Source organism: Variovorax sp. PBL-E5 (genome assembly GCF_901827185.1).
GTDB lineage: Bacteria > Pseudomonadota > Gammaproteobacteria > Burkholderiales > Burkholderiaceae_C > Variovorax.
Genome location: NZ_LR594671.1, coordinates 931,378 through 956,016 on the forward strand (window position 1 = coordinate 931,378; position 24,639 = coordinate 956,016).

The 24,639-nt window shown below is 66.1% G+C and carries 19 protein-coding genes; 5 read left to right on the forward strand and 14 right to left on the reverse strand.

What is annotated here, in order from left to right; genetic code table 11:
• From accC to WDLP6_RS04585, 4 genes are read left to right on the forward strand one after another with little or no spacing between them, the layout of a single operon-like run.
• Positions 1-1,350: an acetyl-CoA carboxylase biotin carboxylase subunit gene (gene accC, locus WDLP6_RS04570; RefSeq protein ID WP_162565988.1), complete on the forward strand. Its 1,350-nt coding sequence runs from the start codon at positions 1-3 to the stop codon at positions 1,348-1,350.
• 12 nt (positions 1,351-1,362) lie between these two features.
• Entirely contained in the window at positions 1,363-2,247 is an 885-nt protein-coding gene (prmA, locus tag WDLP6_RS04575) for a 50S ribosomal protein L11 methyltransferase (protein WP_162591390.1), read from the forward strand.
• A 42-nt stretch (positions 2,248-2,289) separates the two neighbouring features.
• On the forward strand, positions 2,290-3,579 hold the full coding sequence (locus tag WDLP6_RS04580; protein ID WP_162591391.1) for a zinc-ribbon and DUF3426 domain-containing protein: 1,290 nt from the start codon (positions 2,290-2,292) through the stop codon (positions 3,577-3,579).
• A gap of 57 nt (positions 3,580-3,636) precedes the next feature.
• Positions 3,637-4,539 (forward strand): carbohydrate kinase family protein, encoded by a 903-nt coding sequence (locus tag WDLP6_RS04585; RefSeq protein WP_162565991.1) that lies wholly within the window; start codon positions 3,637-3,639, stop codon positions 4,537-4,539.
• A gap of 67 nt (positions 4,540-4,606) precedes the next feature.
• Here the strand turns inward: WDLP6_RS04585 and WDLP6_RS04590 are convergent, their stop codons facing one another.
• The 8 genes from WDLP6_RS04590 to WDLP6_RS04625 all read right to left on the reverse strand — a co-directional run bounded on the left by WDLP6_RS04590 (position 4,607) and on the right by WDLP6_RS04625 (position 14,756).
• The gene (locus tag WDLP6_RS04590) at positions 4,607-5,071 is read right to left on the reverse strand and encodes a histone H1-like DNA-binding protein (protein WP_162591392.1); all 465 of its coding nucleotides are present in this window, start codon (positions 5,069-5,071) and stop codon (positions 4,607-4,609) included.
• A 196-nt stretch (positions 5,072-5,267) separates the two neighbouring features.
• Positions 5,268-6,494 (reverse strand): ribonucleotide-diphosphate reductase subunit beta, encoded by a 1,227-nt coding sequence (locus WDLP6_RS04595; protein ID WP_162591393.1) that lies wholly within the window; start codon positions 6,492-6,494, stop codon positions 5,268-5,270.
• Between the two features lie 150 nt (positions 6,495-6,644).
• Entirely contained in the window at positions 6,645-9,560 is a 2,916-nt protein-coding gene (locus WDLP6_RS04600) for a ribonucleoside-diphosphate reductase subunit alpha (protein WP_162591394.1), read from the reverse strand.
• A gap of 348 nt (positions 9,561-9,908) precedes the next feature.
• Positions 9,909-10,505, reverse strand: a complete 597-nt coding sequence (gene ampD, locus WDLP6_RS04605; protein WP_162591395.1) for a 1,6-anhydro-N-acetylmuramyl-L-alanine amidase AmpD — start codon at positions 10,503-10,505, stop codon at positions 9,909-9,911.
• Positions 10,492-12,003, reverse strand: coding sequence for a sigma-54-dependent transcriptional regulator (locus tag WDLP6_RS04610; RefSeq protein WP_162591396.1), 1,512 nt, complete (start codon positions 12,001-12,003; stop codon positions 10,492-10,494). The genes ampD and WDLP6_RS04610 overlap by 14 nt, the downstream gene beginning before the upstream one ends.
• A gap of 4 nt (positions 12,004-12,007) precedes the next feature.
• Entirely contained in the window at positions 12,008-13,699 is a 1,692-nt protein-coding gene (locus WDLP6_RS04615) for a sensor histidine kinase (RefSeq protein ID WP_162591397.1), read from the reverse strand.
• Between the two features lie 11 nt (positions 13,700-13,710).
• Positions 13,711-13,953 (reverse strand): PP0621 family protein, encoded by a 243-nt coding sequence (locus WDLP6_RS04620; RefSeq protein WP_162591398.1) that lies wholly within the window; start codon positions 13,951-13,953, stop codon positions 13,711-13,713.
• Positions 13,950-14,756, reverse strand: coding sequence for a cytochrome C assembly family protein (locus WDLP6_RS04625; RefSeq protein ID WP_162591399.1), 807 nt, complete (start codon positions 14,754-14,756; stop codon positions 13,950-13,952). The genes WDLP6_RS04620 and WDLP6_RS04625 overlap by 4 nt, the downstream gene beginning before the upstream one ends.
• 195 nt (positions 14,757-14,951) lie before the next feature.
• Between WDLP6_RS04625 and ffh the strand changes: the two genes are divergently transcribed.
• Positions 14,952-16,337 (forward strand): signal recognition particle protein, encoded by a 1,386-nt coding sequence (ffh, locus tag WDLP6_RS04630; RefSeq protein WP_162594961.1) that lies wholly within the window; start codon positions 14,952-14,954, stop codon positions 16,335-16,337.
• A 141-nt stretch (positions 16,338-16,478) separates the two neighbouring features.
• On the opposite strand, the gene mdoH is transcribed toward ffh, so the two are convergent.
• The 6 genes from mdoH to WDLP6_RS04660 form a co-directional block, all read right to left on the reverse strand.
• Positions 16,479-18,473 carry a glucans biosynthesis glucosyltransferase MdoH gene (gene mdoH, locus WDLP6_RS04635; RefSeq protein WP_162591400.1) on the reverse strand — a complete coding sequence of 665 codons (1,995 nt, stop codon included), beginning with the start codon at positions 18,471-18,473 and terminating at the stop codon, positions 16,479-16,481.
• Positions 18,474-18,852: 379 nt separating this feature from the next.
• Positions 18,853-20,322, reverse strand: a complete 1,470-nt coding sequence (locus WDLP6_RS04640; RefSeq protein WP_162591402.1) for a sigma 54-interacting transcriptional regulator — start codon at positions 20,320-20,322, stop codon at positions 18,853-18,855.
• A 61-nt stretch (positions 20,323-20,383) separates the two neighbouring features.
• Positions 20,384-21,010, reverse strand: coding sequence for a hypothetical protein (locus tag WDLP6_RS04645; protein ID WP_232076957.1), 627 nt, complete (start codon positions 21,008-21,010; stop codon positions 20,384-20,386).
• 66 nt (positions 21,011-21,076) lie between these two features.
• Positions 21,077-22,504: a sensor histidine kinase gene (locus WDLP6_RS04650; RefSeq protein ID WP_162566004.1), complete on the reverse strand. Its 1,428-nt coding sequence runs from the start codon at positions 22,502-22,504 to the stop codon at positions 21,077-21,079.
• Entirely contained in the window at positions 22,504-23,880 is a 1,377-nt protein-coding gene (miaB, locus tag WDLP6_RS04655) for a tRNA (N6-isopentenyl adenosine(37)-C2)-methylthiotransferase MiaB (protein ID WP_162591404.1), read from the reverse strand. The genes WDLP6_RS04650 and miaB overlap by 1 nt, the downstream gene beginning before the upstream one ends.
• Before the next feature lie 151 nt (positions 23,881-24,031).
• A complete protein-coding gene (locus tag WDLP6_RS04660; protein ID WP_162591405.1) occupies positions 24,032-24,502 on the reverse strand; it encodes a hypothetical protein in 471 nt (156 codons plus the stop codon).
• Positions 24,503-24,639 lie beyond the last annotated feature (137 nt).

Consider the following 24,639-nt stretch of genomic DNA (forward strand, 5'->3'; position numbering starts at 1 on the left):
ATGTTCAAGAAGATTCTGGTCGCCAATCGCGGCGAGATCGCGCTGCGCATCCAGCGCGCCTGCAGCGAACTCGGCATCAAGGCGGTCATGGTGTATTCCGAGGCCGACCGCGAGGCCAAGTACGTGAAGCTCGCGCAGGAAGCGGTGTGCATCGGTCCCGCGCCTTCCTCGCAGAGCTATCTGAACATGCCGGCCATCATCTCGGCCGCCGAGGTGACGGACTCCGAGGCGATTCACCCGGGTTACGGCTTCCTGAGCGAGAACGCCAATTTCGCCGAGCGCGTCGAGCAAAGCGGATTCCAGTTCATCGGCCCGACCCCGGAATCGATCCGCATCATGGGCGACAAGGTGTCGGCCAAGCAGACGATGATCAAGGCTGGCGTGCCCTGCGTGCCCGGGTCCGAGGGTGAACTGTCGGACGATGCGGCCACCAACAAGCGCATTGCGCGTGCGATCGGCTATCCGATCATCGTCAAGGCGGCGGGCGGCGGTGGCGGACGCGGCATGCGTGTGGTGCACACGGAGGCAGCATTGGTCAATGCCATCCAGATGACCAAGGCGGAAGCCGGCGCGGCGTTCAACAATCCGGCCGTCTACATGGAGAAGTTCCTCCAGAACCCGCGCCACATCGAGATCCAGATCCTCGCGGACAAGCACAAGAATGCCGTCTATCTTGGCGAGCGCGATTGCTCCATGCAGCGGCGCCACCAGAAGGTGATCGAGGAATCGCCCGCGCCCGGCATTCCGCGCAAGCTGATCGAGAAGATCGGCGACCGCTGTGCCGCCGCTTGCAAGAAGATCGGCTACCGCGGCGCCGGCACCTTCGAGTTCCTCTACGAAAACGGCGAGTTCTATTTCATCGAGATGAACACCCGTGTCCAGGTGGAGCATCCGGTCACCGAGTTCACCACGGGCATCGACATCGTCAAGATGCAGATCATGGTGGCGGCAGGCGAGAAGCTGCCCTTCACGCAGCGCCAGATCGAGATGCGCGGCCATGCGATCGAATGCCGGATCAACGCCGAGGATCCGTACAACTTCACGCCGTCGCCGGGTCGCATCACGATGTGGCATCCGCCGGGCGGCCCCGGGGTTCGTGTGGATTCGCATGTCTACACCAACTACTTCGTGCCCCCGAACTACGATTCGATGATCGGCAAGATCATCGTGCATGGCGACACGCGCGATCAGGCCCTCGCGCGCATGCGCACGGCACTGAACGAAACGGTGATCGAAGGCATCCAGACCAACATTCCACTGCATCGCGAACTGATGGTCGACGCCAAGTTCATGAGCGGCGGCACCAACATCCACTATCTCGAAGAGTGGCTCGCGGCGCACAAGCGCTGAACGGAGTCGGCCTTGTTCGAACTCCGCCTCCTCGCGCCGGAAGACCGGGTCGAGACTGTCAGCGATGCCCTCGAGGCGCTCGATGCGCTGAGCGTTTCCGTCGAGGATGCGGATGCGCAGACCGATGCGGAGCAGGCCTTGTTCGGCGAGCCGGGCATGCCACCGCCCAAGGAGGGGTGGCAGCGCTCCCGGGTGATCGCGCTGTTCGCCGAGGAGCGCCTGGCAAGAGAAGCGGCTGCTGTGCTGGTCGCGCAGGACTTCTTTGCCGATTGCAGAATGCTCGGCTTGGCCGACGTGCCCGATCAGGACTGGGTGCGGTTGACGCAGTCGCAGTTCTCTCCGGTCGAGGTCACGCCCGAGTTCTGGATCGTGCCGAGTTGGCATGAGCCGCCGCCGCAGGCGCGTCAGGTGATTCGGCTCGATCCGGGCCTTGCCTTCGGCACCGGCACGCACCCGACGACACGCATGTGCCTGCGCTGGATCGCGTCGCAGGGCCAGTTGGATGGCCGGCGCGTGCTGGACTACGGTTGCGGCTCCGGCATTCTCGCGATCGGCGCCGCGAAATTCGGTGCACCGGAGATCGATGCGATCGACATCGACGAAGCCGCGGTGGCGTCGACGCGACTCAATGCCGAAGCGAATGGCGTGTATCTGAACGCGGGGTTGCCGGAAACCGCGCAGGGGCGCTACGGCATCGTGCTCGCGAACATCCTCGCCACGCCGCTCAAGGTGCTTGCTCCCTTGCTCTGTGAGCACGTGGCGCCGGGCGGCGCGCTGGTGCTGGCCGGCATCCTCGAACGGCAGGCCGATGAATTGACGCTCGCCTACGCACCTCATGCGGCCCTGGAAGTGAGCGACAACGAGGATGGCTGGATTCTGATGACGGCACGCCTCTGAGCGGCCGTTGCCGCCGGAGGTCGCTCCTACAATCGGCATCTCATGAGCCTGGTCACCCGCTGTCCTGCCTGTGCCACCACTTTCAAGGTGGTGAGGGACCAGCTTCGTATTTCCGACGGATGGGTGCGTTGCGGCCGTTGCAGCGAAGTGTTCGACGCGACTGCCGATCTCCAGGAAGTACCGGAGTCCGACGCTCCCTCTGTGTCGGCGACGCCTTCGGTGGGAAATGTCCCCGGCCCGGCATCCGATGCCGATCCTCCGATAGAACCCGGGCCCGAAACGTCGGCGCCGGCAAGCACGCAGAACGCGTCGACGAGCGAATCGCCGGTGCAGGATTTCGAGGAAGCAGACTTTTTCGAAGAGGAGCAGGAAGAGATCCAGCTTCCCTCATCGGCGCCGGACACAGCGGCGGCATCGAGACCGGATCCCGATCCCGCGTCGGCTGTGCGGTCGCCCGAGGACGCCGCGTCGTCGGCGCCGCTGCGCTTCATCGGCATCGTTCCCGATGCGCCTTGGACCGTCGTCGAGCCGCCTGTAGTGCCCATGCCGCCCAAGGCCTCCTATCCGCCATTTCCCAAGATCGATCTGACGCTGCCTTCAAACCGTCCTGTCGGACGGGATCCGATCCCCGACATGGGCGATTCGGGGAATGCCCAGTTTCAGAAAGCCTTGCGGCGCGCGCGCGAGAAGGCCGCCAAAGCGAAGGCGCACGAAGAGAAAGTGGCGGCGCGCGAATCGGCGCCGATCATGCAGATGGCCAGCGAGCCGGAGTGGCCGTTGAGTGGTGCGGCCGGGGGATTTGCACCTTCTTCGGAGTCCGAAGATGCAGCGCCAGGCTTCTGGCGGCGTCCGACAGCGCACCGCTCGCTCTATTCGATCGCCATCCTGGCTGGCTTGCTGGCGCTTGCTGCACAGGCAGTGCATGAGCGGCGCGATGCCATCGCGGCGCGGAGCCCTTCCTTGCGTCCTGCGCTCACGGCGCTGTGCCGTCTGACCGGATGCGAGATTTCCGCGCTGCGCCGGAAGAACGACATCGTGATCGAGGGTGCCTCCTTCTCACGCGCAAAAAACGGCGATGCCTATCGGCTCGACTTCAGCTTGCGCAATGGGGCGAGCGTGCCGCTGGCGATGCCGGCGGTGGAATTGTCCTTGCGCGACACACAGGATCGGACGGTCGTGCGACGAGTTCTGATGCCTGCCGAATTCGGCGCGCCTGCCGTGCTCTCGGCTCGCGGCGAGCGCGCAGCGTCGCTGCCGATCACGCTCGTCGGTGCCGAGGCGGCAGCGCTGCCGCCGGTCGCGGGCTTTGTCGTCGAGGCGTTCTACCCTTGAATATCCGGCGATTCTTCCTTTCTTCCTTTTCCATTCTTTTCAACCAATGGCGTATCCATGGCAGCAGTGATTTGCGGTTCCCTCGCGTTCGACACCATCATGACCTTCGAAGGCCGGTTTGCCGACCAGATTCTTCCGGATCAGTTGCACATCCTCAACGTGTCCTTCCTCGTGCCCGGCCTGCGGCGTGACTTCGGCGGCTGCGCCGGCAACATCGCCTACAGCCTCCGCGCGCTCGGCGGCACTGCATTGCCAATGGCGACGGTCGGAAGCGACGGCGGCGATTACCTGGAACGCCTGCGTGCGCTCGGCATCAGCACCGAGTTCGTGCGGCAGGTGGACGACAGCTTCACCGCCCAGGCCATGATCATGAACGACCGCGACAACAACCAGATCACTGCATTCCATCCGGGCGCGATGCAGCAGGCGCACATCACGCGTGTGGTCGCGCGCGAGGACATTCGACTCGGCATCGTTGCGCCGGACGGCCGCGAGGCGATGCTGCAGCACGCGGAGCAGTTCAAGGCGGCGGGCATTCCTTTCGTGTTCGATCCGGGCCAGGGCTTGCCGATGTTCGACGGCAAGGAGCTCGCGCACTTCGTCGACCTGGCCAGCTGGGTGGTGGTCAACGACTACGAGGGAAAGATGCTGTCGCAGCGCACCGGGTGGAGCCTTGCCGACATCTCGAAGCGCGTACGCGGATTGGTGGTGACCCTGGCGGCCGAAGGCTGCGAGGTGTGGACCCACGGCGAGCGCGAGCATGTTCCCGGCGTGACGCCTGCCGCCGTGGTCGAGCCCACCGGCTGCGGTGATGCCTGGCGCGGTGCGCTGCTCTTCGGTCTCGAGCAGGACTGGCCGCTTGCGCGCTGCGCAGCGCTGGGCAATCGCATCGGTGCGCTCAAGATCGCGCAGCGAGGCCCTCAGAACTACCAAGTCGATCTCAAAGCGCTCGGCCTTTGAAGTAGCCGCATAAAAAAGCCCGACACCGCAAGGTGCCGGGCTTTTGCCTTCAAGGCCGCTGAAAGACTCAGGGCTTGCTGGCCGTCGGAAACGGCCATGCTGCCTGTGGGTTCAGCGTCGTTTGCGCCGCAGGAGCAGGCGCTACGGCGGCCTTGGCGGGCGCTTTCGCGGCCTTCTTGGCAGCAGGCTTCTTCGCTGCTTTCTTGGCAGCAGGCTTTTTGGCTGCAGCCTTTTTCGCAGGGGCCTTCTTGGCAGCGGCCTTTTTCGCCGGTGCCTTCTTGGCTGCAGCCTTCTTGGCCGGCGCCTTCTTGGCAGCGGCCTTCTTCGCCGGCGCCTTCTTGGCCGGAGCCTTCTTCGCAGCAGCCTTCTTCGCCGGTGCCTTCTTGGCGGCTACCTTCTTGGCCGGAGCCTTCTTCGCAGCGACCTTCTTGGCCGGCGCCTTCTTGGCGGCTACCTTCTTCGCTGGTGCCTTCTTGGCCGGGGCCTTCTTTGCAGCGGCTTTCTTAGCCGGCGCTTTCTTTGCAGTTGCCATTTCTATTTCTCCTGATCAAGTTGAAAAATCAACCTTTTGAAGCACTCCACGCATGTTGGTCAGCGTGAAGCGATTCATGGCGTTGGATCAAGATCCAGCACCATGAACACCTGAGCCTTCGTCGGCGCCGCACTCTTCGGTGCGATCGGCGGCAAGGGCAATTCCTGAATTCACCTTATTGTTTTGTCGCAAAAATTCAATCCCAGGAGAGCGCACCACCCGACTGATACTCGATCACACGGGTTTCGAAGAAGTTGCGCTCCTTCTTCAGGTCGATCATTTCGCTCATCCAGGGGAATGGGTTTTCTTCGTTCGGGAAGAGCGTCTCAAGGCCGATCTGCTGCGCGCGCCGGTTGGCGATGTAGCGCAGGTAGCCCTTGAACATGGAGGCGTTCATGCCGAGCACGCCGCGCGGCATGGTGTCTTCGGCATATTTGTATTCGAGCTCGACGGCCTTCATGAAGAGCGCCTTGATCTCTGCCTTGAACTCGGAGGTCCAGAGGTTCGGATTCTCGAGCTTCAACTGGTTGATCAGGTCGATGCCGAAATTGCAGTGCATCGACTCATCGCGCAGGATGTACTGGTACTGCTCGGCGGCACCGGTCATCTTGTTCTGGCGGCCGAGCGCAAGGATCTGCGTGAAGCCGACGTAGAAGAACAGGCCTTCCATCAGGCAGGCGAAGACGATCAGCGACTTGAGCAGCGTTTGGTCGCTTTCGTGCGTGCCGGTGTGGAAGTGCGGGTCGCTGATGGCCTCGATGAACGGGATCAGGAACTGGTCCTTCTCGCGGATCGAAGGCACCTCGTTGTAGGCGTTGAAGATCTCGCTCTCGTCAAGGCCGAGCGATTCGACGATGTACTGGTAGGCGTGGGTGTGGATCGCCTCTTCGAAAGCCTGACGCAGCAGGAACTGGCGGCACTCCGGCGCCGTGATGTGGCGGTAGGTGCCCAGCACGATGTTGTTGGCGGCCAGCGAATCGGCGGTCACGAAGAAGCCGAGATTGCGCTTGACGATGCGGCGCTCGTCCTCGGTGAGGCCGTTCGGGTCTTTCCAGAGCGCGATGTCGCGCGTCATGTTCACTTCCTGCGGCATCCAGTGATTGGCGCAGGTGGCAAGGTACTTCTCCCAGGCCCACTTGTACTTGAACGGAACCAGCTGGTTGACGTCGGTCTGGCCATTGATGATGCGCTTGTCCGCGGCCTTGACGCGGCGTGCGGCAGGTACGGCGGGTGCTTGAGGTGCGAGAGCTCGGGGTGTCGGCACCGCGGCGCCGTCATCGAGGGTGCGCAAGGCCGGAGCGATTTGCGAAGTCGGAAGCTCCGCCGAGCGGCTGGCTTGCGCGCCGCTGTTCGATGAGTGCCGCAATCCTTGTGGCAGATCCTTTGGCAAGGAGGGCTTGACTTCTTCGTCCCAGGTCAACATAGAAAAATCCAATGCTCAAATTATGTGAGCAACGATGTGAGTTGCAAAGTGCTCCTTCACATCGCGCTCCAATTATGTTGTCGTTATGTTGTTCGCATGCATCGCAATTTGTCAGGCGATGCCGCGAATCGCGGCCTCCTCATGCCGACGTCACTGACAGGCTTCGCACGTCGGATCGTCCACGCCGCAGAACGCGATGTCGGTTGCAGGCATCGCGCTCATCTGTGCTTGCGCTGCGAGCGCCGCCGCTTCGAGTGCGCTCATGCCCGACGATGCATCGCCGCTGCCCGACGACACGGCGTTGAGCCGGCCCGATTGAACGGTGGATTTCTCGGCGTGCGTCGCGCTCTGCGTGCGCAGGTAGTAGGTGGTCTTCAGGCCGCGCAGCCAGGCGAGCTTGTAGGTGTCGTCGAGCTTCTTGCCCGAGGCGCCGGCCATGTAGATGTTGAGCGACTGTGCCTGGTCGATCCACTTCTGGCGACGTGCGGCCGCCTCGACCAGCCAGGTGGTCTCGACCTCGAACGCGGTCGCGTAGAGCGCCTTCACATCCTGCGGCACGCGGTCGATGGGACGCAGCGAACCATCGAAGTGCTTGAGGTCCATCACCATCACGTCGTCCCACAGGCCCAGGCGCTTGAGGTCGCGCACCAGGTAGTGGTTGATGACGGTGAACTCGCCGGAGAGGTTCGACTTGACGGAGAGATTGCCGAAGCAGGGCTCGATCGACGCGTCGACGCCGATGATGTTGGAGATGGTTGCGGTCGGTGCGATGGCGACGCAGTTGGAGTTGCGCATGCCGTCGGTCTTGATCTTCTGGCGCAGCGCATTCCAGTCGAGCGTGGACGAGCGGTCCACCTCGACATAGCCGCCGCGCGCCTTCTCCAGCAGGTCGAGCGTGTCGGGAGGCAGGATTCCCTTGTCCCACAGCGAACCCTTGTAGCTCGAGTACTTGCCGCGTTCGCGGGCCAGATCGGTCGAGGCCCAGTAGGCGTGGTAGCAGATCGCTTCCATCGATTCGTCGGCGAACTGCACCGCCTCCTGCGAGGCGTAGGGGATGCGCAACTCGTACAACGCGTCCTGGAAACCCATCACGCCGAGGCCGACCGGGCGGTGGCGCAGGTTGGAATCGCGCGCTTTCTTGACCGCGTAGTAGTTGATGTCGATCACGTTGTCGAGCATGCGCATCGCGGTCGAAATCGTTCGCTTGAGCTTTTCCTGGTCGACCGCGCCGTCCTTCAGGTGCTGCAGCAGGTTGACCGAGCCGAGGTTGCAGACCGCGGTTTCGGTGTCGCTGGTGTTGAGCGTGATCTCCGTGCACAGGTTCGAGGAATGGACCACGCCGGCGTGCTGCTGGGGCGAGCGCACGTTGCAGGCGTCCTTGAACGTGATCCACGGATGCCCGGTCTCGAACAGCATCGTGAGCATCTTGCGCCACAGGTCGGTCGCCTGGACCGTGCGGCTCGGTTTGATCTCGCCGCGCGCAGCCTTTTCTTCGTAGGCGACGTAGGCGGTTTCGAAGTCGATGCCGAACTTGTCGTGCAGGTCGGGCACGTTGGAGGGCGAGAACAGCGTCCAGTTGCCCTTCTCCATCACGCGGCGCATGAACAGATCGGGGATCCAGTTCGCCGTGTTCATGTCGTGGGTGCGGCGGCGGTCGTCGCCGGTGTTCTTGCGCAGTTCGAGGAATTCCTCGATGTCGAGATGCCAGCTTTCCAGGTAGGTGCAGACCGCGCCCTTGCGCTTGCCGCCCTGGTTGACCGCCACGGCCGTGTCGTTCACGACTTTGAGGAAGGGAACGACGCCCTGCGATTCGCCGTTGGTGCCCTTGATGTGGCTGCCGAGCGCACGCACGCGCGTCCAGTCGTTGCCCAGGCCGCCGGCGAACTTGGACAGCAGCGCGTTTTCCTTGATCGACTCGTAGATGCCGTCGAGGTCATCCGGCACCGTGGTCAGGTAGCAGCTCGACAGCTGCGAGCGCAGGGTGCCGCTGTTGAAGAGCGTCGGCGTGCTCGACATGAAGTCGAAGGACGAGAGCACTTCGTAGAACTCGATCGCGCGCGCTTCGCGGTCGATCTCGTTCAGGGCGAGACCCATCGAGACGCGCATGAAGAAAGCCTGCGGCAGTTCGATGCGGGTCTTGCGCACGTGCAGGAAGTAGCGGTCGTAGAGCGTCTGCAGGCCGAGGTAGTCGAACTGCAGATCGCGTTCGGGCTTGAGCGCGGCACCCAGGCGGTTCAGGTCGTACTGCAGCAGCTTCTCGTCGAGCAGTTCGTTGTCGACGCCCTTCTTGATGAACTGCGGGAAGTAGTCGGCATAGGCCTGCGCGCGTTCTGCGGGCATCACCTCCCGGCCGATGATCTCCTTGAAGATCGTGTGCAGGAGCAGGCGAGCGGTGGCGAAGGTGTAGTCGGGATCCTTCTCGATCAGCGTGCGGGCGGCGAGGATCGAGGCCTTGTAGACCTCGTCGAGCGGCACGCCGTCGTAGAGATTGCGCATCGTCTCGGCCTGGATCGGCGCGGCCGTGATGCTGTCGCCCAGGCCTTCGCAGGCGGACTCGATCAGGCCACGGAGTTCGTTGAGGTCAAGCGCGACGCGTTCGCCGCGGTCCAGCACGTGCAGCGTGGGCGCTGCCGCCTGCGCATGTTGCTCGCCTGCCTTCGAGCGTTCCTGCGAACGGCGTTCGCGGTACAGCACGTAGGCGCGGGCGATCTCGTGGTGGCCGCCGCGCATCAGGCCGAGCTCGACCTGATCCTGCACGTCCTCGATGTGGAAGGTGCCGCCGCCCGGACGCGAACGGACCATCGCGCGCACCACGGCCTGGGTCAGGGTATCGACCGTTTCGCGAACGCTTGCCGAGGCCGCACCCTGCGTGCCGTGCACGGCAAGAAAGGCCTTCATCATGGCGATCGCGATCTTGTTGGGCTCGAAGGGCACGACCGCGCCGTTGCGGCGAATGATCTGGTAGTGCGCGAGCGCGTTGCCGGCGGTCGAGCCTGCGACGTCACGATTTTGCGGCGTCGAGGGAACGGCGCGAGAGGTGGATGGGGTGTTCAGGGCGGTTTGCATTCAGTCCTCGGTTGGCAATTCTTGTTGGGCCGGCGGTGCCGAGACAGCCGGGGCCCCGGCTTCGAGCGCGGGGCAGTACACACTATATCTAGGGTCTGAGGGGTCTACAACCCACTAGATATAGTGTTTTTCACCGACTTCAACGGATGAATACATTGTGGGTATAGGCCCAGTGGTCACGCAGACCGCATCGATACTGGACCACCGTAGCGCAGGCCGCGACATGCGGTCGTTTCCAGCGCTTTTGAACCTGAAAGGCGCATGGTTGCTGCACTCTCGGTTTCGCACCAAGGCTGTTGCCGTGCCGCGTCAGTTCTGCATGAGCCGCAGCCGCGCGATTGAAAAAATTCAGCGCATCGGAATGCCATCGGGGAACATCGCGCGATCCCAGCCGAGCTGTCGCTGCAGAAGGGCCCAGTCGAAGCCGCTGCCGGGATCTTGCTTCCGGCCCGCCGCGATGTGTTCGTGGCCTGCGATGAACGCGATCGCGTGGCGCTGCGCGATCGCGGGGCACAGGCTGGCGAGCGTTTCGTACTGGGCGTCCTCGAAAGCCTCGCCTTCCAGTCCCTCGAGCTCGATGCCGATCGAATCGTCGTTGCAGTTCGGTCGTCCGCGCCACGACGATGCGCCGGCGTGCCATGCGCGGTCGTCGCAGCTCACGAACTGCCACAGCTCGCCGTTGCGCCGAACATAGAAATGCGCCGACACCTCGAGGCCGCGAATCGTGCCGAAGTAGGGATGCGCATCCCAGTCCAGCCGGTTGGTGAAGAGCTGCTGCACTTCGTCGCCGCCATAGCGGCCCGGCGGCAGGCTGATCGAATGCAGCACGATCAGGTCGATCTGCGCGCCGGCCGGCCGTGGTCCGAAATTCGGAGAACGCAACGGCCTGGCAAAGCGATACCAACCCGCGCGCCAGAGGTCGGCGCCGGCTTCACTCATCGGCATTGGCGCCATGCGGCTCTTCGCCGTTCGGTGTCGCGATGCCCAGCCGGGCGATCCGGTATCGGATCTGTCTCAGACTCAGGCCGAGCCGGGCTGCCGCTGCCGTCCGGTTGAACCCGCTGTCCTGCAGTGCGCGGACCAGGATCTCGCGCTCCTGCTGATCGAGGTAGGTCTGGAGATCGTTCGGGACGGCCGACTGCGGCTTTGCTTCCGGAATCGGCGCGGCTTCGGCGGGCTTCGACGCGGCAACCGGCGCTTCGGATGCCAGCGCGATCGGCGCCGCCGTGCTGTCCACGAAATCGAGGTGAAGCACGTCGCCGTCGCTCAGCGCCACCGCGCGGTGCAGCAGGTTCTCGAGTTCGCGGACGTTGCCATGCAAGGGATGCTCCGTCAGGCGCTGGAGCACTTCGGCCGACAGCGTCGGTGCCGGCATCTGGGCATCCCGCGCGATGCGCTCGAGCAGCGCATGGCAGAGCGCGGGCAGGTCCTCGCGGCGCTCGCGCAGCGCGGGCACGGCGATCTCGATCACGTTGAGGCGATAGAAAAGATCCTGCCGAAACCGCCCCGCCTGAACTTCGGCGTGCAGGTCCTTGTGCGTGGCGCTCACGACGCGAACGTCGACTGCGTCTTCCTGGGTCGAGCCGATCGGACGCACGCTGCGCTCCTGGATGGCGCGCAGCAATTTCGATTGCATGGCCAGCGGCAGGTCGCCGATCTCGTCGAGGAACAAGGTGCCCCCGCGTGCGGCCTGGAAGTAGCCGTCGCGGTCCTGCGAGGAGCCGGTGTAGGAACCCTTCAGCGCGCCGAAGAACTCGGCTTCGAGCAGGTTCTCGGGGATGGCGCCGCAATTGACGGCGACGAAGGGCCCGTCGCTGCGCTGGCTGCAGGCATGCACGGCGCGGGCCGCGAGTTCCTTGCCGGTGCCGGATTCGCCGCGAACCAGCACCGGCGCCATGCCGCGCGCGACCTTGGCAATGCGGGACTTGACCAGACGCATCGCCTCGGAGTCTCCGACCAGCCGGTCGAGTGCCGCGACGCCGCTGCTGCCGATTGTCGCCGTCTTCGTTTCATCGTCCGTCGGACGCACCGGCCGGCCCGCCGCCGACTGTATCGGGGTCTGCACGGCCGACGCCACCACGGCGCGGAACTGCTTCAGGTCGACCGGCTTGGTGAGGTAGTCGAAGGCGCCGGCCTTGAGCGCCTCGACGGCGTTCTCGGCTGAGCCGTAGGCCGTCATCACGATGCATCGCTCGCCGCGCTGCTCCTGCTGTACGCGCTGCAGGATCTCGAGCCCGAGGCCGTCGGGCAACCGCATGTCGGTGATCACGGCATCGAAGCGACCCGCGTCCAGTTGCTGCCGGGCTTCCGAGACGCTGCCCGCCGACTCGACGCCGTAGCCCTCGCGCAGCAGCGTGAGTTCGTAGAGCGTGCGCAGATCGGGCTCGTCGTCGACCACCAGGATCTGGGCGGCACGAGGCGCTGACGGATGGGAGGTGCTCACGCCGCTATTGTGTCAGCCGCGTTTCGGCCGCAGCGAAGGTGATGAAGAATTCATTGCCTTCGGGCCCGGCCGCGGTCAGGGCGCGGCGTTCATAGCCGATCGTTGCGCCATGACGCTCGCAGAGTTCGCGGCACAGGAAAAGCCCGAGCCCGCTGGAACGGCTTTCGGAGGAAAAGAAAGGCTCGAACAAGTGGCGCTGCACCGCCGGCTCGAGCGGCGCGCCGTCGCTCCAGATCTGCAGACTGGCGTGGCCGCCAGCGTTGAAGCCGGTCGCCACCTGGATCGCGCCGTCGCGGTCGCTGGCATAGCGCGCGGCGTTGTCGAGCAGGTTCACGAGGATGCGACGCAAATGCTCGACATCGAAGCGCACGTCGCTCGGGCCCGCATCGAGCGTCAGCCGCACGCCCTGATGCTGCACATGGTGAATCCATTCTTCCGCCAGTGCGCGCACGGTCGGGTCGAGCGCCACCTGCTCGCCGAGCGGCAGCACGCGCTGCTGGCGCACCCGCGCGACATCGAGGACGTCGTCCACGATGCGCGAAAGGCGCTGCGCGTTCTGCTGCACCATCGTCGTCAGCTGGCGGTGAGCGGGATCGACCAGGTCTTCGCCCAGGAGCGCGCTGGCCTGGGTGATGGCGGCCAGCGGATTGCGGATCTCGTGCGCGACGGCCGCCGACATGCGGCCCATGGCGGCCAGCTTCTCGGTGCGGATGCGCGCCTCGAGTTCGCGCAGGTCCTGCAGGAACATGACGCAGAGGCTTTCGGCCTGGGGATCCCGGGTCGGTGTCAGCCGGGTGCGCACGCGGACTTCCCGCGCCGCACCGTGCGGCTGCGCGATCGGCGTCTCCTTCGATTGCGGCGTGTGCCGCACGAAGGTTTGATGGGCGAGGTCGGCGAGTGCGTTCCAGGCCGGGTGGGCATTCAGCGCGAACGGCAGCGACAGCCCCGCGAGACCCTGGCCGAGGATCGCATCGGCGGCGGGATTGGCGGCATGCACATCGCCCTGCGCATCGATCACCAGCACACCTTCGCTCAGCGTCTCGATCACCAGGTCATTGACCTGCGCATGCATCTGCGCGTTGCTCCGGTTGCGCTGCGCCAGCGCTTCCTCGCGCGCGAGCCGGCGCGCGAGCTCGTGCGCGAGCAAGGCCACGACGAACAGGCCGGTGCCCGTCAGCGCGGCCTGCACGAAGCGCGGCGACGCATCCGCTGCCTCCCACAGCCAGAACCATCCCGCGTGTCCCAGCAGCAGCAGCGTCACTGCAGCGGTCGTCCCGAGGCCGACCATTTCGGTGCCCAGTACCGCACCCATCAGCACCGGCAAGGCGAACAGCGGCGTGTAGTTGATGCTGCCCACTTGCAGCACCTGCAGCGCGGTGAAGACGAGCAGATCGATTCCGATGGTGGCCAGCCACGCTGCTCCGAAGCCGCGGATCGGAGGTTGCAGCGGCGCATAGCGCGCGGCCAGCAGGGTGGCGACCAGGTAGCCGGTCGACAAACCCACCGCCGCCATCTGCAGGGGCTGCCGCAGCGCGAAGGCCACGGCCTGAAGCAGCAGCAGCACCACGGCGACGAAGCAGCGTGCGGTCATGAAGCCGCGCCACAGCCGCAGCAACGCGGAGCTTTTCCGGTGGAAGTGCTCGAGCGGGCTCCAGTCCGTAGCCGGCTCGCCGCGCGACCAGAGAAAGGTGGCCATGGCGGGGTGTCTCAGTGACCAGCGGCCTGTCGGTGCGCAACGCTGCAATAGTAGGCGATGCCACCCGGTCCGCCGATGGCGTCCGCCGCAGGCAGATGAAGTCCGCAGTGCGCGCAGCGCAGCATGGCCTGGGGCGCGGCGACCGCGGGTGTCGCGCGTTTCGGCGGTTGGCGTTCGCGCATTTCGTCGCGCCGGTTCTTGCGCCAGATCCAGATCGCCACGAAGACCACGGCGAAGACGAGAAGGAATTTCATGATCCGCGCGCCAGCACGACCTCGAGCACGAAGCGCGAACCCACATAGGCCAGCAGCAGCAGCGCCGAGCCTGCGTAGAGCACTCGCCGTGCGGTCCGACCGCGCCAGCCGAAGCGCGTACGTCCAATCAGCAGGATCGCGAAGGTGATCCATGCGAGCACCGAGAACACGGTCTTGTGATCCCACTTCCAGTTCCGGGCCGATGCACCATAGAGCGTCTCGCCGAACAACAGTCCGGCCAGCAAGGTGGCCGAGAGCAGCACGAAGCCGGCGGTCACGAAGCGGAACGTCAGCCGTTCCAGCGTCAACAGGGGCACGCCGCTTGGCGGCTCGGTCGCCAGGCGGATCTGCTTTTCCGTGCGCGTGATCAGCCAGGCGTGCACCACGGCAGCGCCGAACAATCCATACGAAGCGATGCCAAGCGCCAGATGCAGCGGCAACCAGGGCGAGGCCGACACGTGCAGCGGCGTGCCCGGGAACTCGGCCGCCAGCAATGCGGCGACCGCGCCGAGCGCCGCCAGCACGCGCCGCACCGTGAGTTGCGGGTACATGCGGCTCTCGATGCCATACACCGTCAGCACGAGCCAGGCCGTGACGGAAATCGCCGGCGCGAAGCCGAAGCGCGGAATACCGCCGGCAAGCCCCCAGCCCAGCGCGCAGGCGTGCAGCAGCCAAGCCACGACCAGGATCGATCGCGTGGACGAACGGGCGAGTCCCGAGGAGACAGCGGCGGCAATGCCATAGGCGGCGGCGGTGGCGATGCCCAGCGCCACGCCGAGCGGGGAGGGGATCGCTAAAATCATCCGGTTGAGTATATGTACTCCCCCAGGCTTCGCGCACTGCGTGTCGCTTCGCCTTCCCCCTCGCCGGGGGCGATGCCTGCGGACCGGCGGAGCCGGATCTGCGGCATCCCTGAGCGAAGACCCGGTGGTACATACTTGAAGCGTTGCTCCTCTTTCGATCATTCATCGCCCGCCGCACGGGCAACTAGGCATCCCATGGCCACCGCTCTCTCCGAAAAATTCTCCCGCCTTGTCAAGCAGGTCAGCGGCCAGGCCCGCATCACCGAGAGCAACGTGCAGGACATGCTGCGCGAGGTGCGCATGGCCTTGCTCGAGGCCGACGTCGCGCTGCCCGTGGTGCGCGATTTCGTCGCCCGCGTGAAGGAGAAGGCGCTCGGCCAGGAGGTGCTGGGCTCCCTGAAACCGGGTCAGGCGCTGGTCGGCATCGTCAACCGCGAGCTGGCCGCGACCATGGGCGAAGGCGTGGCGGACATCAATCTGGCCGCGCAGCCGCCGGCGGTGATCCTGATGGCGGGCTTGCAAGGCGCCGGCAAGACCACAACCACCGCCAAGCTGGCCAAGCATCTGATCGAAAAACGCAAGAAGAAGGTGCTGACCGTGTCGGGCGACGTCTACCGGCCCGCGGCCATTGAGCAGCTCAAGACCGTGACGAAGCAGGCCGGCGCCGAATGGTTTCCGAGCAGCCCCGACCAGAAGCCGCTCGACATCGCCCGCGCTGCGCTCGACCATGCCAAGCGCCATTTCTTCGACGTGCTGCTGGTCGACACGGCCGGTCGGCTGGCGATCGACGAAGTCCTGATGACCGAGATCCAGCAACTGCACGCTGCGCTCGATCCGGTCGAGACGCTGTTCGTGGTCGATGCCATGCAGGGCCAGGATGCGATCAATACCGCCAAGGCCTTCAAGGACGCGCTGCCGCTGACCGGCATCATCCTCACCAAGACCGACGGCGATTCGCGCGGCGGTGCGGCGCTGTCGGTGCGGCAGGTCACCGGCGTGCCGATCAAGTTCGCCGGCGTGAGCGAGAAGATCGACGGCCTGGAGGTGTTCGACGCCGAGCGCCATGCCGGACGCATCCTCGGCATGGGCGACATCGTGGCGCTGGTCGAACAGGTCACGGCGGGTGTCGACGTCGCGGCGGCGCAGAAGCTCGCGGCCAAGGTCAAGAGCGGCGCCGGCTTCGATCTCAATGATTTCCTGGGGCAACTGCAGCAGATGAAGCAGATGGGCGGCCTCTCCAGCATCATGGACAAGCTGCCCGCGCAAATGGCCGCCAAGGCCACCGAAGCCGACATGACCCGCGCGGAACGCGACATCCGCCGCAAGGAAGGCATCATCAACAGCATGACCCCGCTGGAGCGACGCAAGCCCGAGTTGCTCAAGGCCACGCGCAAGCGCCGTATCGCGGCGGGCGCCGGCGTGCAGGTTCAGGAAGTCAACCGGCTGCTCAACGAGTTCGAGCAGATGCAGGGCATGATGAAGAAGATGAAGGGCGGCGGCCTCATGAAGATGATGAAGCGCATGGGCGGCATGAAGGGAATGTCCGGCATGGGCGGCGGCGGTGGAATGCCGAGGTTCTGACCTCGAGCGCCAATAGAAAAAGCCCGCAGAGCGGGCTTTAAATTCCAGAGATGCCACGGATCCGGCTCCGCCGATCCGCAGGCATCGCCCCCTGCAAGGGGGTGGGCGGCCACACGAAGTGGGCAAGCCTGGGGGGTGAGCTTACCTCGCCAGTCGAATCGCATGCATCCAGGCCCTGCGCAGCACGGCCGGTGAACGCGATTCTTCGGGAATCAGCAGGAAGCCCTTGTCGCGAAGCGAATTGCCCAGCGCGATCTGGCTGGTCAGCACCGTCAGCGGGATGGCCAGCAGCAACGGCAGGCCGACAGGCATCAACCACGCGAGCGCGCTGGCATCGATCAACGCGATGCCGACGGCCAGCGCCGCGATCACCAGCGTCATCGGCGCAAGCTGCGCAATCGCGATGCGCCACGGCACGGCGACCGCTTCGCGCGGGGGCGACTTCCAGTCCAGCTTGAGGCCGGTGAGCGCAACGACCACGAACAGCGAATGCGCCAGCATGCGAACGGGCGCCTGCACGATGGCCAGCAGGCTTTCGAGCGCCGCGCTTTTCAGCAGGCCGCCGACACCGCCGAACTGGCGCTGCTCGCCGCGCATGAGCACCGCCACCAGACCCAGCACGCGCGGCAGGAACAGCAGGCACAGCGTCCACACCCAGAGGCCCGCCAGTTCCATCGGCATCGCGAGCCAATGCTCGACCACGCTCGAACCGGTCAGCCAGAGCGCCGTGCCCAGCGTCAGGAATGCAAGCCACAGCGGCGCGGACACATAGGCCATGGTGCCGGTGACGAACATCGCGCGGTGCACGGAATGCAGACCCGGCTCGGCCATCAGGCGGGCATTCTGCAGATTGCCCTGGCACCAGCGGCGGTCGCGCTGGAGTTCGGCCAGCAGGTCCGGCGGCTGCTGTTCGTAGCTGCCCACCAGGTCGGCCACCAGCCAGACGTGGTACCCGGCGCGGCGCATCAGCGCGGCCTCGACGAAGTCGTGCGACATGATGCCGCCCGACATGCCACCGGTGCCCTTGATCGGCGCCAGCGCGCAATGGGTCATGAAGGGTTCGACGCGGATGATGGCGTTGTGACCCCAGTAGTGGGATTCGCCGAGCTGCCAGAACTGCATGCCCAGCGTGAACAGGCGGCCCGTCATCCGCGAGGCGAACTGCTGCGCGCGTGCGTGCAGCGTCACGTGGCCGATGGCCTGGGTCGCAGTCTGGATGATGCCGGCGGTCGGGTTGGCTTCCATGAGCTTGACCATCGCGGTCAGACAGTCGCCGCTCATCACGCTGTCGGCGTCCAGCACCACCATGTAGCGGTAGTCCTTGCCCCAGCGGCGGCAGAAGTCGGCCACGTTGCCGGCCTTGCGGTGCGTGCGCCGGGTGCGCAGGCGGTAGTAGACCTCGACCTGAGGTTGGTTCACGCCGGTGGCCAGCGCGGCGCGCAGATCTTCCCAGGCTGCGCGCTCGGCTGCCGCGATCTCGGGGGTGTAGCTGTCGGACAGCACGAACACGTCGAACTGCTTCGCATGGCCGGTGGCGGCGACCGATTCGCATGTCGCCCGAAGGCCAGCGAACACCGTGGCCACGTCTTCGTTGCAGATCGGCATGATGATCGCCGTGCGCGCTTCGGGGTTCATCGGATGCCCCGCGACCTGGGCGGCCGACAGCGCATGCTTGTCGCCGCGCACGGAAACGTAGAAACCCATGAGCGCGGTCACGAAGCCGGTCACGACCCAGCCGGACAACAGGCCGTAGAGCGCGATCTGGCCGTATTCGAGCCAGGCATTGTCGTAATCGGGTTGCACGCGGGCGAACAGCGTCGAGGCGATCACCGTGCTGAACAGCGTCAGCGCAATGAAGGCAAGGCGGCGGCGCGTCGCCGCGCGCTGCCACGGCTGGACCGCCGCATCCGGCGTGCCGGCCCGGTCCACCGATGCGCGTGCACCGCCGGCGCCCAACTTCACCAGGAGCGCCGTGCCGATACTGTTCCAGAACCCACGCCAGGGGCGTGGTGCCATCGAGCCGCGGTTGATCGGGGGCGCCGTCACCGAATTGGGATGGCGCTCTTCGCGGAACGGGCTGCGCAGCGACAGGTCGTCGGTCAGCACGCGGAGTTGGGAGAAATCGTTGGGTTTCATCGGCGCTTCACCCGCGTTGCTTCAGGAGGGAGGGCGTGTCGCCGATTGCCGGAAAGCGCTTGAAGACGCAATCCGGCGCCGCGCCGCTGGCGTGATCGAGTGCTGCCAGTGAATGACCCGCGGCACGGGGCCGCGAGAGGGAAAACTGCTTTTGACGCAGGCTGTCGCGCTGCGGACGCAGTGCGAAAGAGGGGCTGGTATGGGCTGTCATGCCTGTACAGGGGCAATCCCTGTGCCAGCGCCGAAAACCCCTTTCAGATCAACCGTTTGGCTCGATCTCGAGGCGTCCGGCTCGCGGGCTGGCGCTGTCGGACCCCGAAATGCCCCTCTTTTGTCGCCGAATCCCGACAGAGGCTCCGGCAAGCCGAAGAAAAATCAATCAAATCAACGGCTTAGGACTGTCGCTGCCGAGCGACCCGCCGCCGTTGCCTGGCGACACGGCATCGGCCTTGAAGTGCCCCGGCGTGAGCTCATGCTTCTGCAGGAGCCGGTAGAACTCGGTCCGGTTCCGGTCGGCCAGCCGGGCCGCATCGGCCACGTTGCCGTCCGTCAGCTTCAGCAATCCGACCAGGTAGTCGCGCTCGAAGCGCTGTTTGGCCTCGGCGTAGGTCTGCACTTCCACGCTCGGCACGCGCAGCGCGCGCTGCACCAGCGCGAGCGGAATCAGCGGCGAACTGGACAGTGCGCACACCTGCTCGACCACGTTGAACAGCTGCCGGACATTGCCCGGCCACGAAGCGGTGGTCAGTGCCTTCAGCGCCTCGGGCGCGAAACCCGACAGGCGCTTGCCGTACTTGGTCGACAGCCGCTGCAGAAAGTGATTGGCCAGAAGCGGAATGTCCTCGCGTCGCGCCGACAGCGGCGGCAGGCTCAAGGTGACGACGTTGAGCCGGTAATACAGGTCTTCGCGGAACTGTCCCGCCTCCATCGCGGCATCCAGATCGCGATGGGTGGCCGAGATGATCCGTACGTCGACGGCGATCGACTGGCTGCCGCCCAGCGGCCGCACCGCGCGCTCCTGCAACACCCGAAGCAGCTTCACCTGCAGGGCGGGCGGCATGTCGCCGATCTCGTCGAGCAGCAGCGTGCCGCCATCGGCCTGCTGGAAGAGGCCCTTGTGATTGGCCACGGCGTCGGTGAAGGCGCCCTTCATGTGGCCGAACAGTTCCGACTCCAGCAGCGCCTCGGGAATGGCGCCGCAGTTGACGGCGACGAAAGGCTTGTCGGCGCGCGCGCTGGCCCGGTGAATGGCGCGCGCCAGCAGTTCCTTGCCGGCGCCGCTGTCCCCGCGCAGCAGCACGCTGGCGTCCGACTTGGCCACCATGCGCGCCTCGGCCAGCAGTTCCGCCATGCGGTTGCTCCTGCTCACGATCTCCGCGCGCCAGCTCTCGTCGCCGCCCTTGCCCGGCACGGTTGCTGGCGCACCGAGCGCGAGAGCCTGGGCGATCTTGTCGAGCAGCTCGCGGCCGTCGTAGGGCTTGGTCAGGTAGGTGAAGACGCCGCGCGCGGTCGCTTCCACGGCATCGGGAATGGTGCCGTGGGCGGTCAGCAGAATCACCGGCAGGGTCGGATGGCGCTTGCGTATCTCGTCGAACAGCGCGAGCCCGTCCCGGCCCGGTAGCCGCACGTCGCTGAGGACCAGCTGCGGGTGCTCGATCTCGAGCTGCGTCAGTGCCGATTCGGCCGAGGTCACGGCGGTCACCTGGTAGCCGGAGGAGGACAGCCGCATCGACAGCAGCCGCAGCATGTCCGGGTCGTCGTCGACCACCAGGAGGCGGGCGCCGCTCGCAGTCTGCGCGGCGGGCGCAGCGGATCCCTTGGCGGGCTGGGGTGGTCCCGCGTTGCTCATAAGACAACCTCCGCCCCGCGGGCTGCGGTGCGAGCTTGCTTGGGGCGGCCCGGCGCTGCGCTCATGGCGTCGGCTTCGGGCTGCTGGCCGGGGGCACCACTGCCGGTGCGGCCGGTGCCGGGGTATTGGGCCGCGCGAAGCTGCGCTCGATGGCGCGCAGCGCTTCGATGCGATCGTTCAGCTGTTCGATGCGTCGCTGGCTGTCGCGCAACTGCTGTGCCTGCCGGTCCCGGTCGTCCTCGACGCGGCGCTGCTCCGTGTAGCGAGCCGCGAGCGCGCGCGCCAGCGGCTGCAGCGGCTGCGCATCGGACGACGGATTCGCGATCACCCGCTGCATGAGCCCCAGGGCGCGTGCGAGGTCGGCCGGAACACGGGTCTGTGCGAGCACCAGCGCCGTCTGCATCTGCGCCATCGGTGCGTCACCCGGATCGCCCAGCCGGCCCAGCTCCGCCGCGAGTTCGTTGTTGCCGAGCGGCCGCACCCGGTCGGCATAGGCCAGGATGGCTGCCACCGGGCCCTGTGTGAGCTGCGTGAAGACCAGCGCCGGCTGGGTCGCCGGTGCCACCGGCTCCGCCTCCACCGGCGAGACGCGCGGCGGCGGTGGAGCGGCGGGAACGGCAACGGACTCGGCAGGCGGTTGGGTCGGGGCCGCACATGCGACGAGCAACGCCGATACGGCGATCGTCATGGCCAAAGCAGATCTGCGAGCGATCGAAAGAGACATGGGTTGGAATTGCGCGTGAAGGCGTGGTTGTCAGGCGGAGCGCGGCAGCTCGATGCGAAAGCGCGCGCCAGGGCCGCCGGGGAGCAGCGTGATGCGGCCGCCATGGGCTGCAATGTACTCCTGCACGATCGAAAGCCCGATGCCAGTTCCCTTGACCGCGTGCTGGGGTTGCCGCGCGCCGCGGTAGAAGGGCTCGAAGATGCGGTCGCGATCGCCTTCTTCGATGCCGGGACCGGCATCGCCGATGTCGATGCGCGCCGTCTCCGGCGTGCTCGAGACCACGAATTCGATGGTGCCGCCGCGCTCCGAATAGCGGATCGCGTTCGACAGCAGATTGGCCAGTGCGGTGCCGAGCTTGACCGGGTCCACGACCACCGCGAGCGGCTCGCCCTCGGCGCGCACCGTGAGCCCGCCGGCCTGCCACTGCAGCCGCTGCGACTCGATCTGCTCCTCGATCAGCGGCAGCAAGGCCGTGCGCTGGCGCCGCAGCTCGCGCGCCTCGAACGCTGCGGCATTGAAGCGCAGCAAGGCCTCGATCTGCCCCTGCAGCGCCACCGTGTTCTGCTGCAGGATCTGCGCGACCTCGCGCTGTGCCGGGTTCAGCGCACCTGTCACGCCGTCTTCCAGCAGCGAGACCCCTTCGCGCAACGCGGCCAGCGGCGTCTTGAGTTCATGCGAGACGTGACGCAGGAAGCGTGCCTTGTCGGCATCCAGTTCGGTGAGCCGCAGCCGCAGCCATTCGAGCTGCTGCGAGACGCGCCGGACGTCGGCCGGGCCGCGGATGTCGATCGGCTCGTCGAGCCGGTTCTGTCCCAGTCCGACGATGGCGCGTTCGAGCCGCTTGAACGGCCGCGCCAGCCAGACGCCGAAGGCCAGCGCCAGCACGGCCGCCAGCGCGCTCGCGGCCACCACCAGCCGCATCAGCCGCGTGCGGGCGCTCTCGATGCGTTGTGCGAGCGCGTTGTTCTGTGTCTCGATCAGGAACTGGGCCTGCTGCGCGATCTGGGTGTTCAGCACGTCCAGATCGCGGAACTGCATCGCCATCGAGTTCTCGCGCGCGAGTGCGGTCTCGGGCGGCCCGCTCATCAGCCCCTCGATGACGTCGAGCTGGGCCCGCCACTGGTCGGGTCCGGTGGAAGGCAGGCCGCTCGCGCCCAGGCGATCCAGCACCGTGTGCGCGTCGCGCGCCGCATCGTCGAAGCGGCGGCGCAGCACCGCATCGTTGAGCACCAGCGACTGGCGTCCCGCGCGCTCCATCGCCGCGCTGCGCTCCGCCAGCGACTGCGCCGCGCCGGACAGCGTGAGCGCGCGCGCCGCCGCGTCGCGGCTCTGCGTCATCAGCAGGTCGTACTGGAACACCGCGCGCAACGCGACGCCCACCAGCAGCGCCGTGATCAGAAGGAATGCGAACAGCAGCAGCTGCTGGAACGAGCCGCGCGCCGAGGGCAGCTTCGCCATCAGGCGGCCGCGGCCGCAGCCGATGCTTCAGCCGCCGGCATCCGTACCGATTCGGCCGTGACGACCTCGCCGCGCAGCGTGTAGGCAAGCGAGCGCGTGATGCGCAGGTCGACCATCTGTCCGACCAGCCGCGCGTCGCCCTCGAAGTTGACGACACGGTTGCACTCGGTACGGCCCATCAGCTCGTGCGCGTCCTTGCGCGACGCACCTTCGACCAGCACGCGCTGCACGGTGCCGACGCGGCTTTCGCCGAAGCGCTTGACGTTGCCGTCGATCACCGCCTGCAGCTGCTGCAGGCGCGCCAGCTTGACCGCATGCGGCGTTTCGTCGTGCAGCGCCGCGGCCGGCGTGCCGGGGCGCGGGCTGAAGATGAAGCTGAAGCTCGCATCGAAAGCCATGTCGTCGATCAGCTTCATCATCCGGGCGAAGTCCTCGTCGGTCTCGCCGGGGAAGCCGACGATGAAGTCGCTGCTGAGCGCGAGCTCGGGCCGGATCGCGCGCAGCTTGCGCACCGTGCTCTTGTATTCCATCGCGGTGTAGCCGCGTTTCATCGCCATCAGGATGCGGTCGCTGCCGTGCTGCACCGGCAGGTGCAGATGGCTCGCGAGCTTCGGCACCCGGGCATAGGCCTCGATCAGCCGTGGCGTGAATTCGTTCGGATGGCTGGTGGTGTAGCGGATGCGTTCGATGCCCGGGATCTCGGCGATGTATTCGAGCAGCAGCGCGAAGTCGGCGATCTCGGCGGTGTCGCCCATCTTCCCGCGATAGGCATTGACGTTCTGGCCCAGCAGCGTGACCTCGCGCACGCCCTGGTCCGCGAGGCCCGCCACCTCGACCAGCACGTCGTCCAGCGGGCGGTTCACTTCCTCGCCGCGCGTGTAGGGCACGACGCAATAGCTGCAGTACTTGGAGCAGCCTTCCATGATCGAGACGAAGGCCGTGACGCCCTCGACCCGCGCCGCCGGCAGGTGATCGAACTTCTCGATCTCCGGGAAGCTGATGTCCACTTGCGGCCGGCCGATGCGCGCACGCTGCGCCAGCAGCTCGGGCAGACGGTGCAGCGTCTGCGGCCCGAACACCACGTCGACGTAGGGCGCACGCGCGATGATCGCCTCGCCTTCCTGGCTCGCGACGCAGCCGCCGACGCCGATCTTCACGCCCTTCGCTTTCAGGTGCTTGACGCGGCCGAGGTCGGAGAACACCTTTTCCTGTGCCTTCTCGCGCACCGAGCAGGTGTTGAAGAGGATCAGGTCGGCCTCCTCGACATCCGAGGTCTGCTCGTAGCCCTCGGCGGCATGCAGCACGTCGGCCATCTTGTCCGAGTCGTACTCGTTCATCTGGCAGCCGAAGGTCTTGATAAAAACTTTGGGGTTCATGTGGGTTTCTCCGCGAGCGAGATCGTGCTCGCTCCGATGGCTCAGCGCTGACTAGTTCAAGAGATACCGTGGATCTGGCTCCGCCAGTCCGCCGGTATCGCCCCCGGCAGGGGGTTGGCGGCTACACGAAGTGAGCAAGCCTGGGGGCGAGCTATTGACCGTATTTGGGCAATTGGTCGAACGGCGTCTTGCCGTCGTCGTGCGGGCCGGTGTTGGCCACGAAGGGCCAGAAATTGAGGATCGGATGGTCGGCCGACGCCCGCTTGGCCTGCGCTTCGCCGGGCGTGAGGATCCACACTTCGCGCACCAGGCCCGCCGCATCGCGCGTGTAGTTGACCAGCAGCTTTTGACCGGTGATCGAGGCCGGCATCACGAGCATGCGATCGGCGCTGAGAATGCGCGCGCCGGGCGAGAGGCGCTCGGGCTGGCCGTCGAGCTCGATGTTGGGCCAGTTCACGATCAGGAACTTGCCGCGCAAGGTGCCGGCGGGAAAGTTGCGCCCGCCCAAGGCGGCTTCGTTCTGTGTCTGCGAGGGGTCCACGAGCTGCGCAGCGGCGGGCATCAGTACCGTGCCCGTGGCGAACAGGAGCAGCGCGTTCAAGAGGATTCGGCAGCGGTTCATGGGGTATATCCAGAGGCTGTGGGAGCGGGGATTCTAGCGGGCGGCCCCAGTCGCGGCGACATGCCCGCGGCCCGCGACGTGCGATGGTGCATGAAGGCGCGATGTATCGCGATGTTGCGGATGGACGCCCGAGCCCG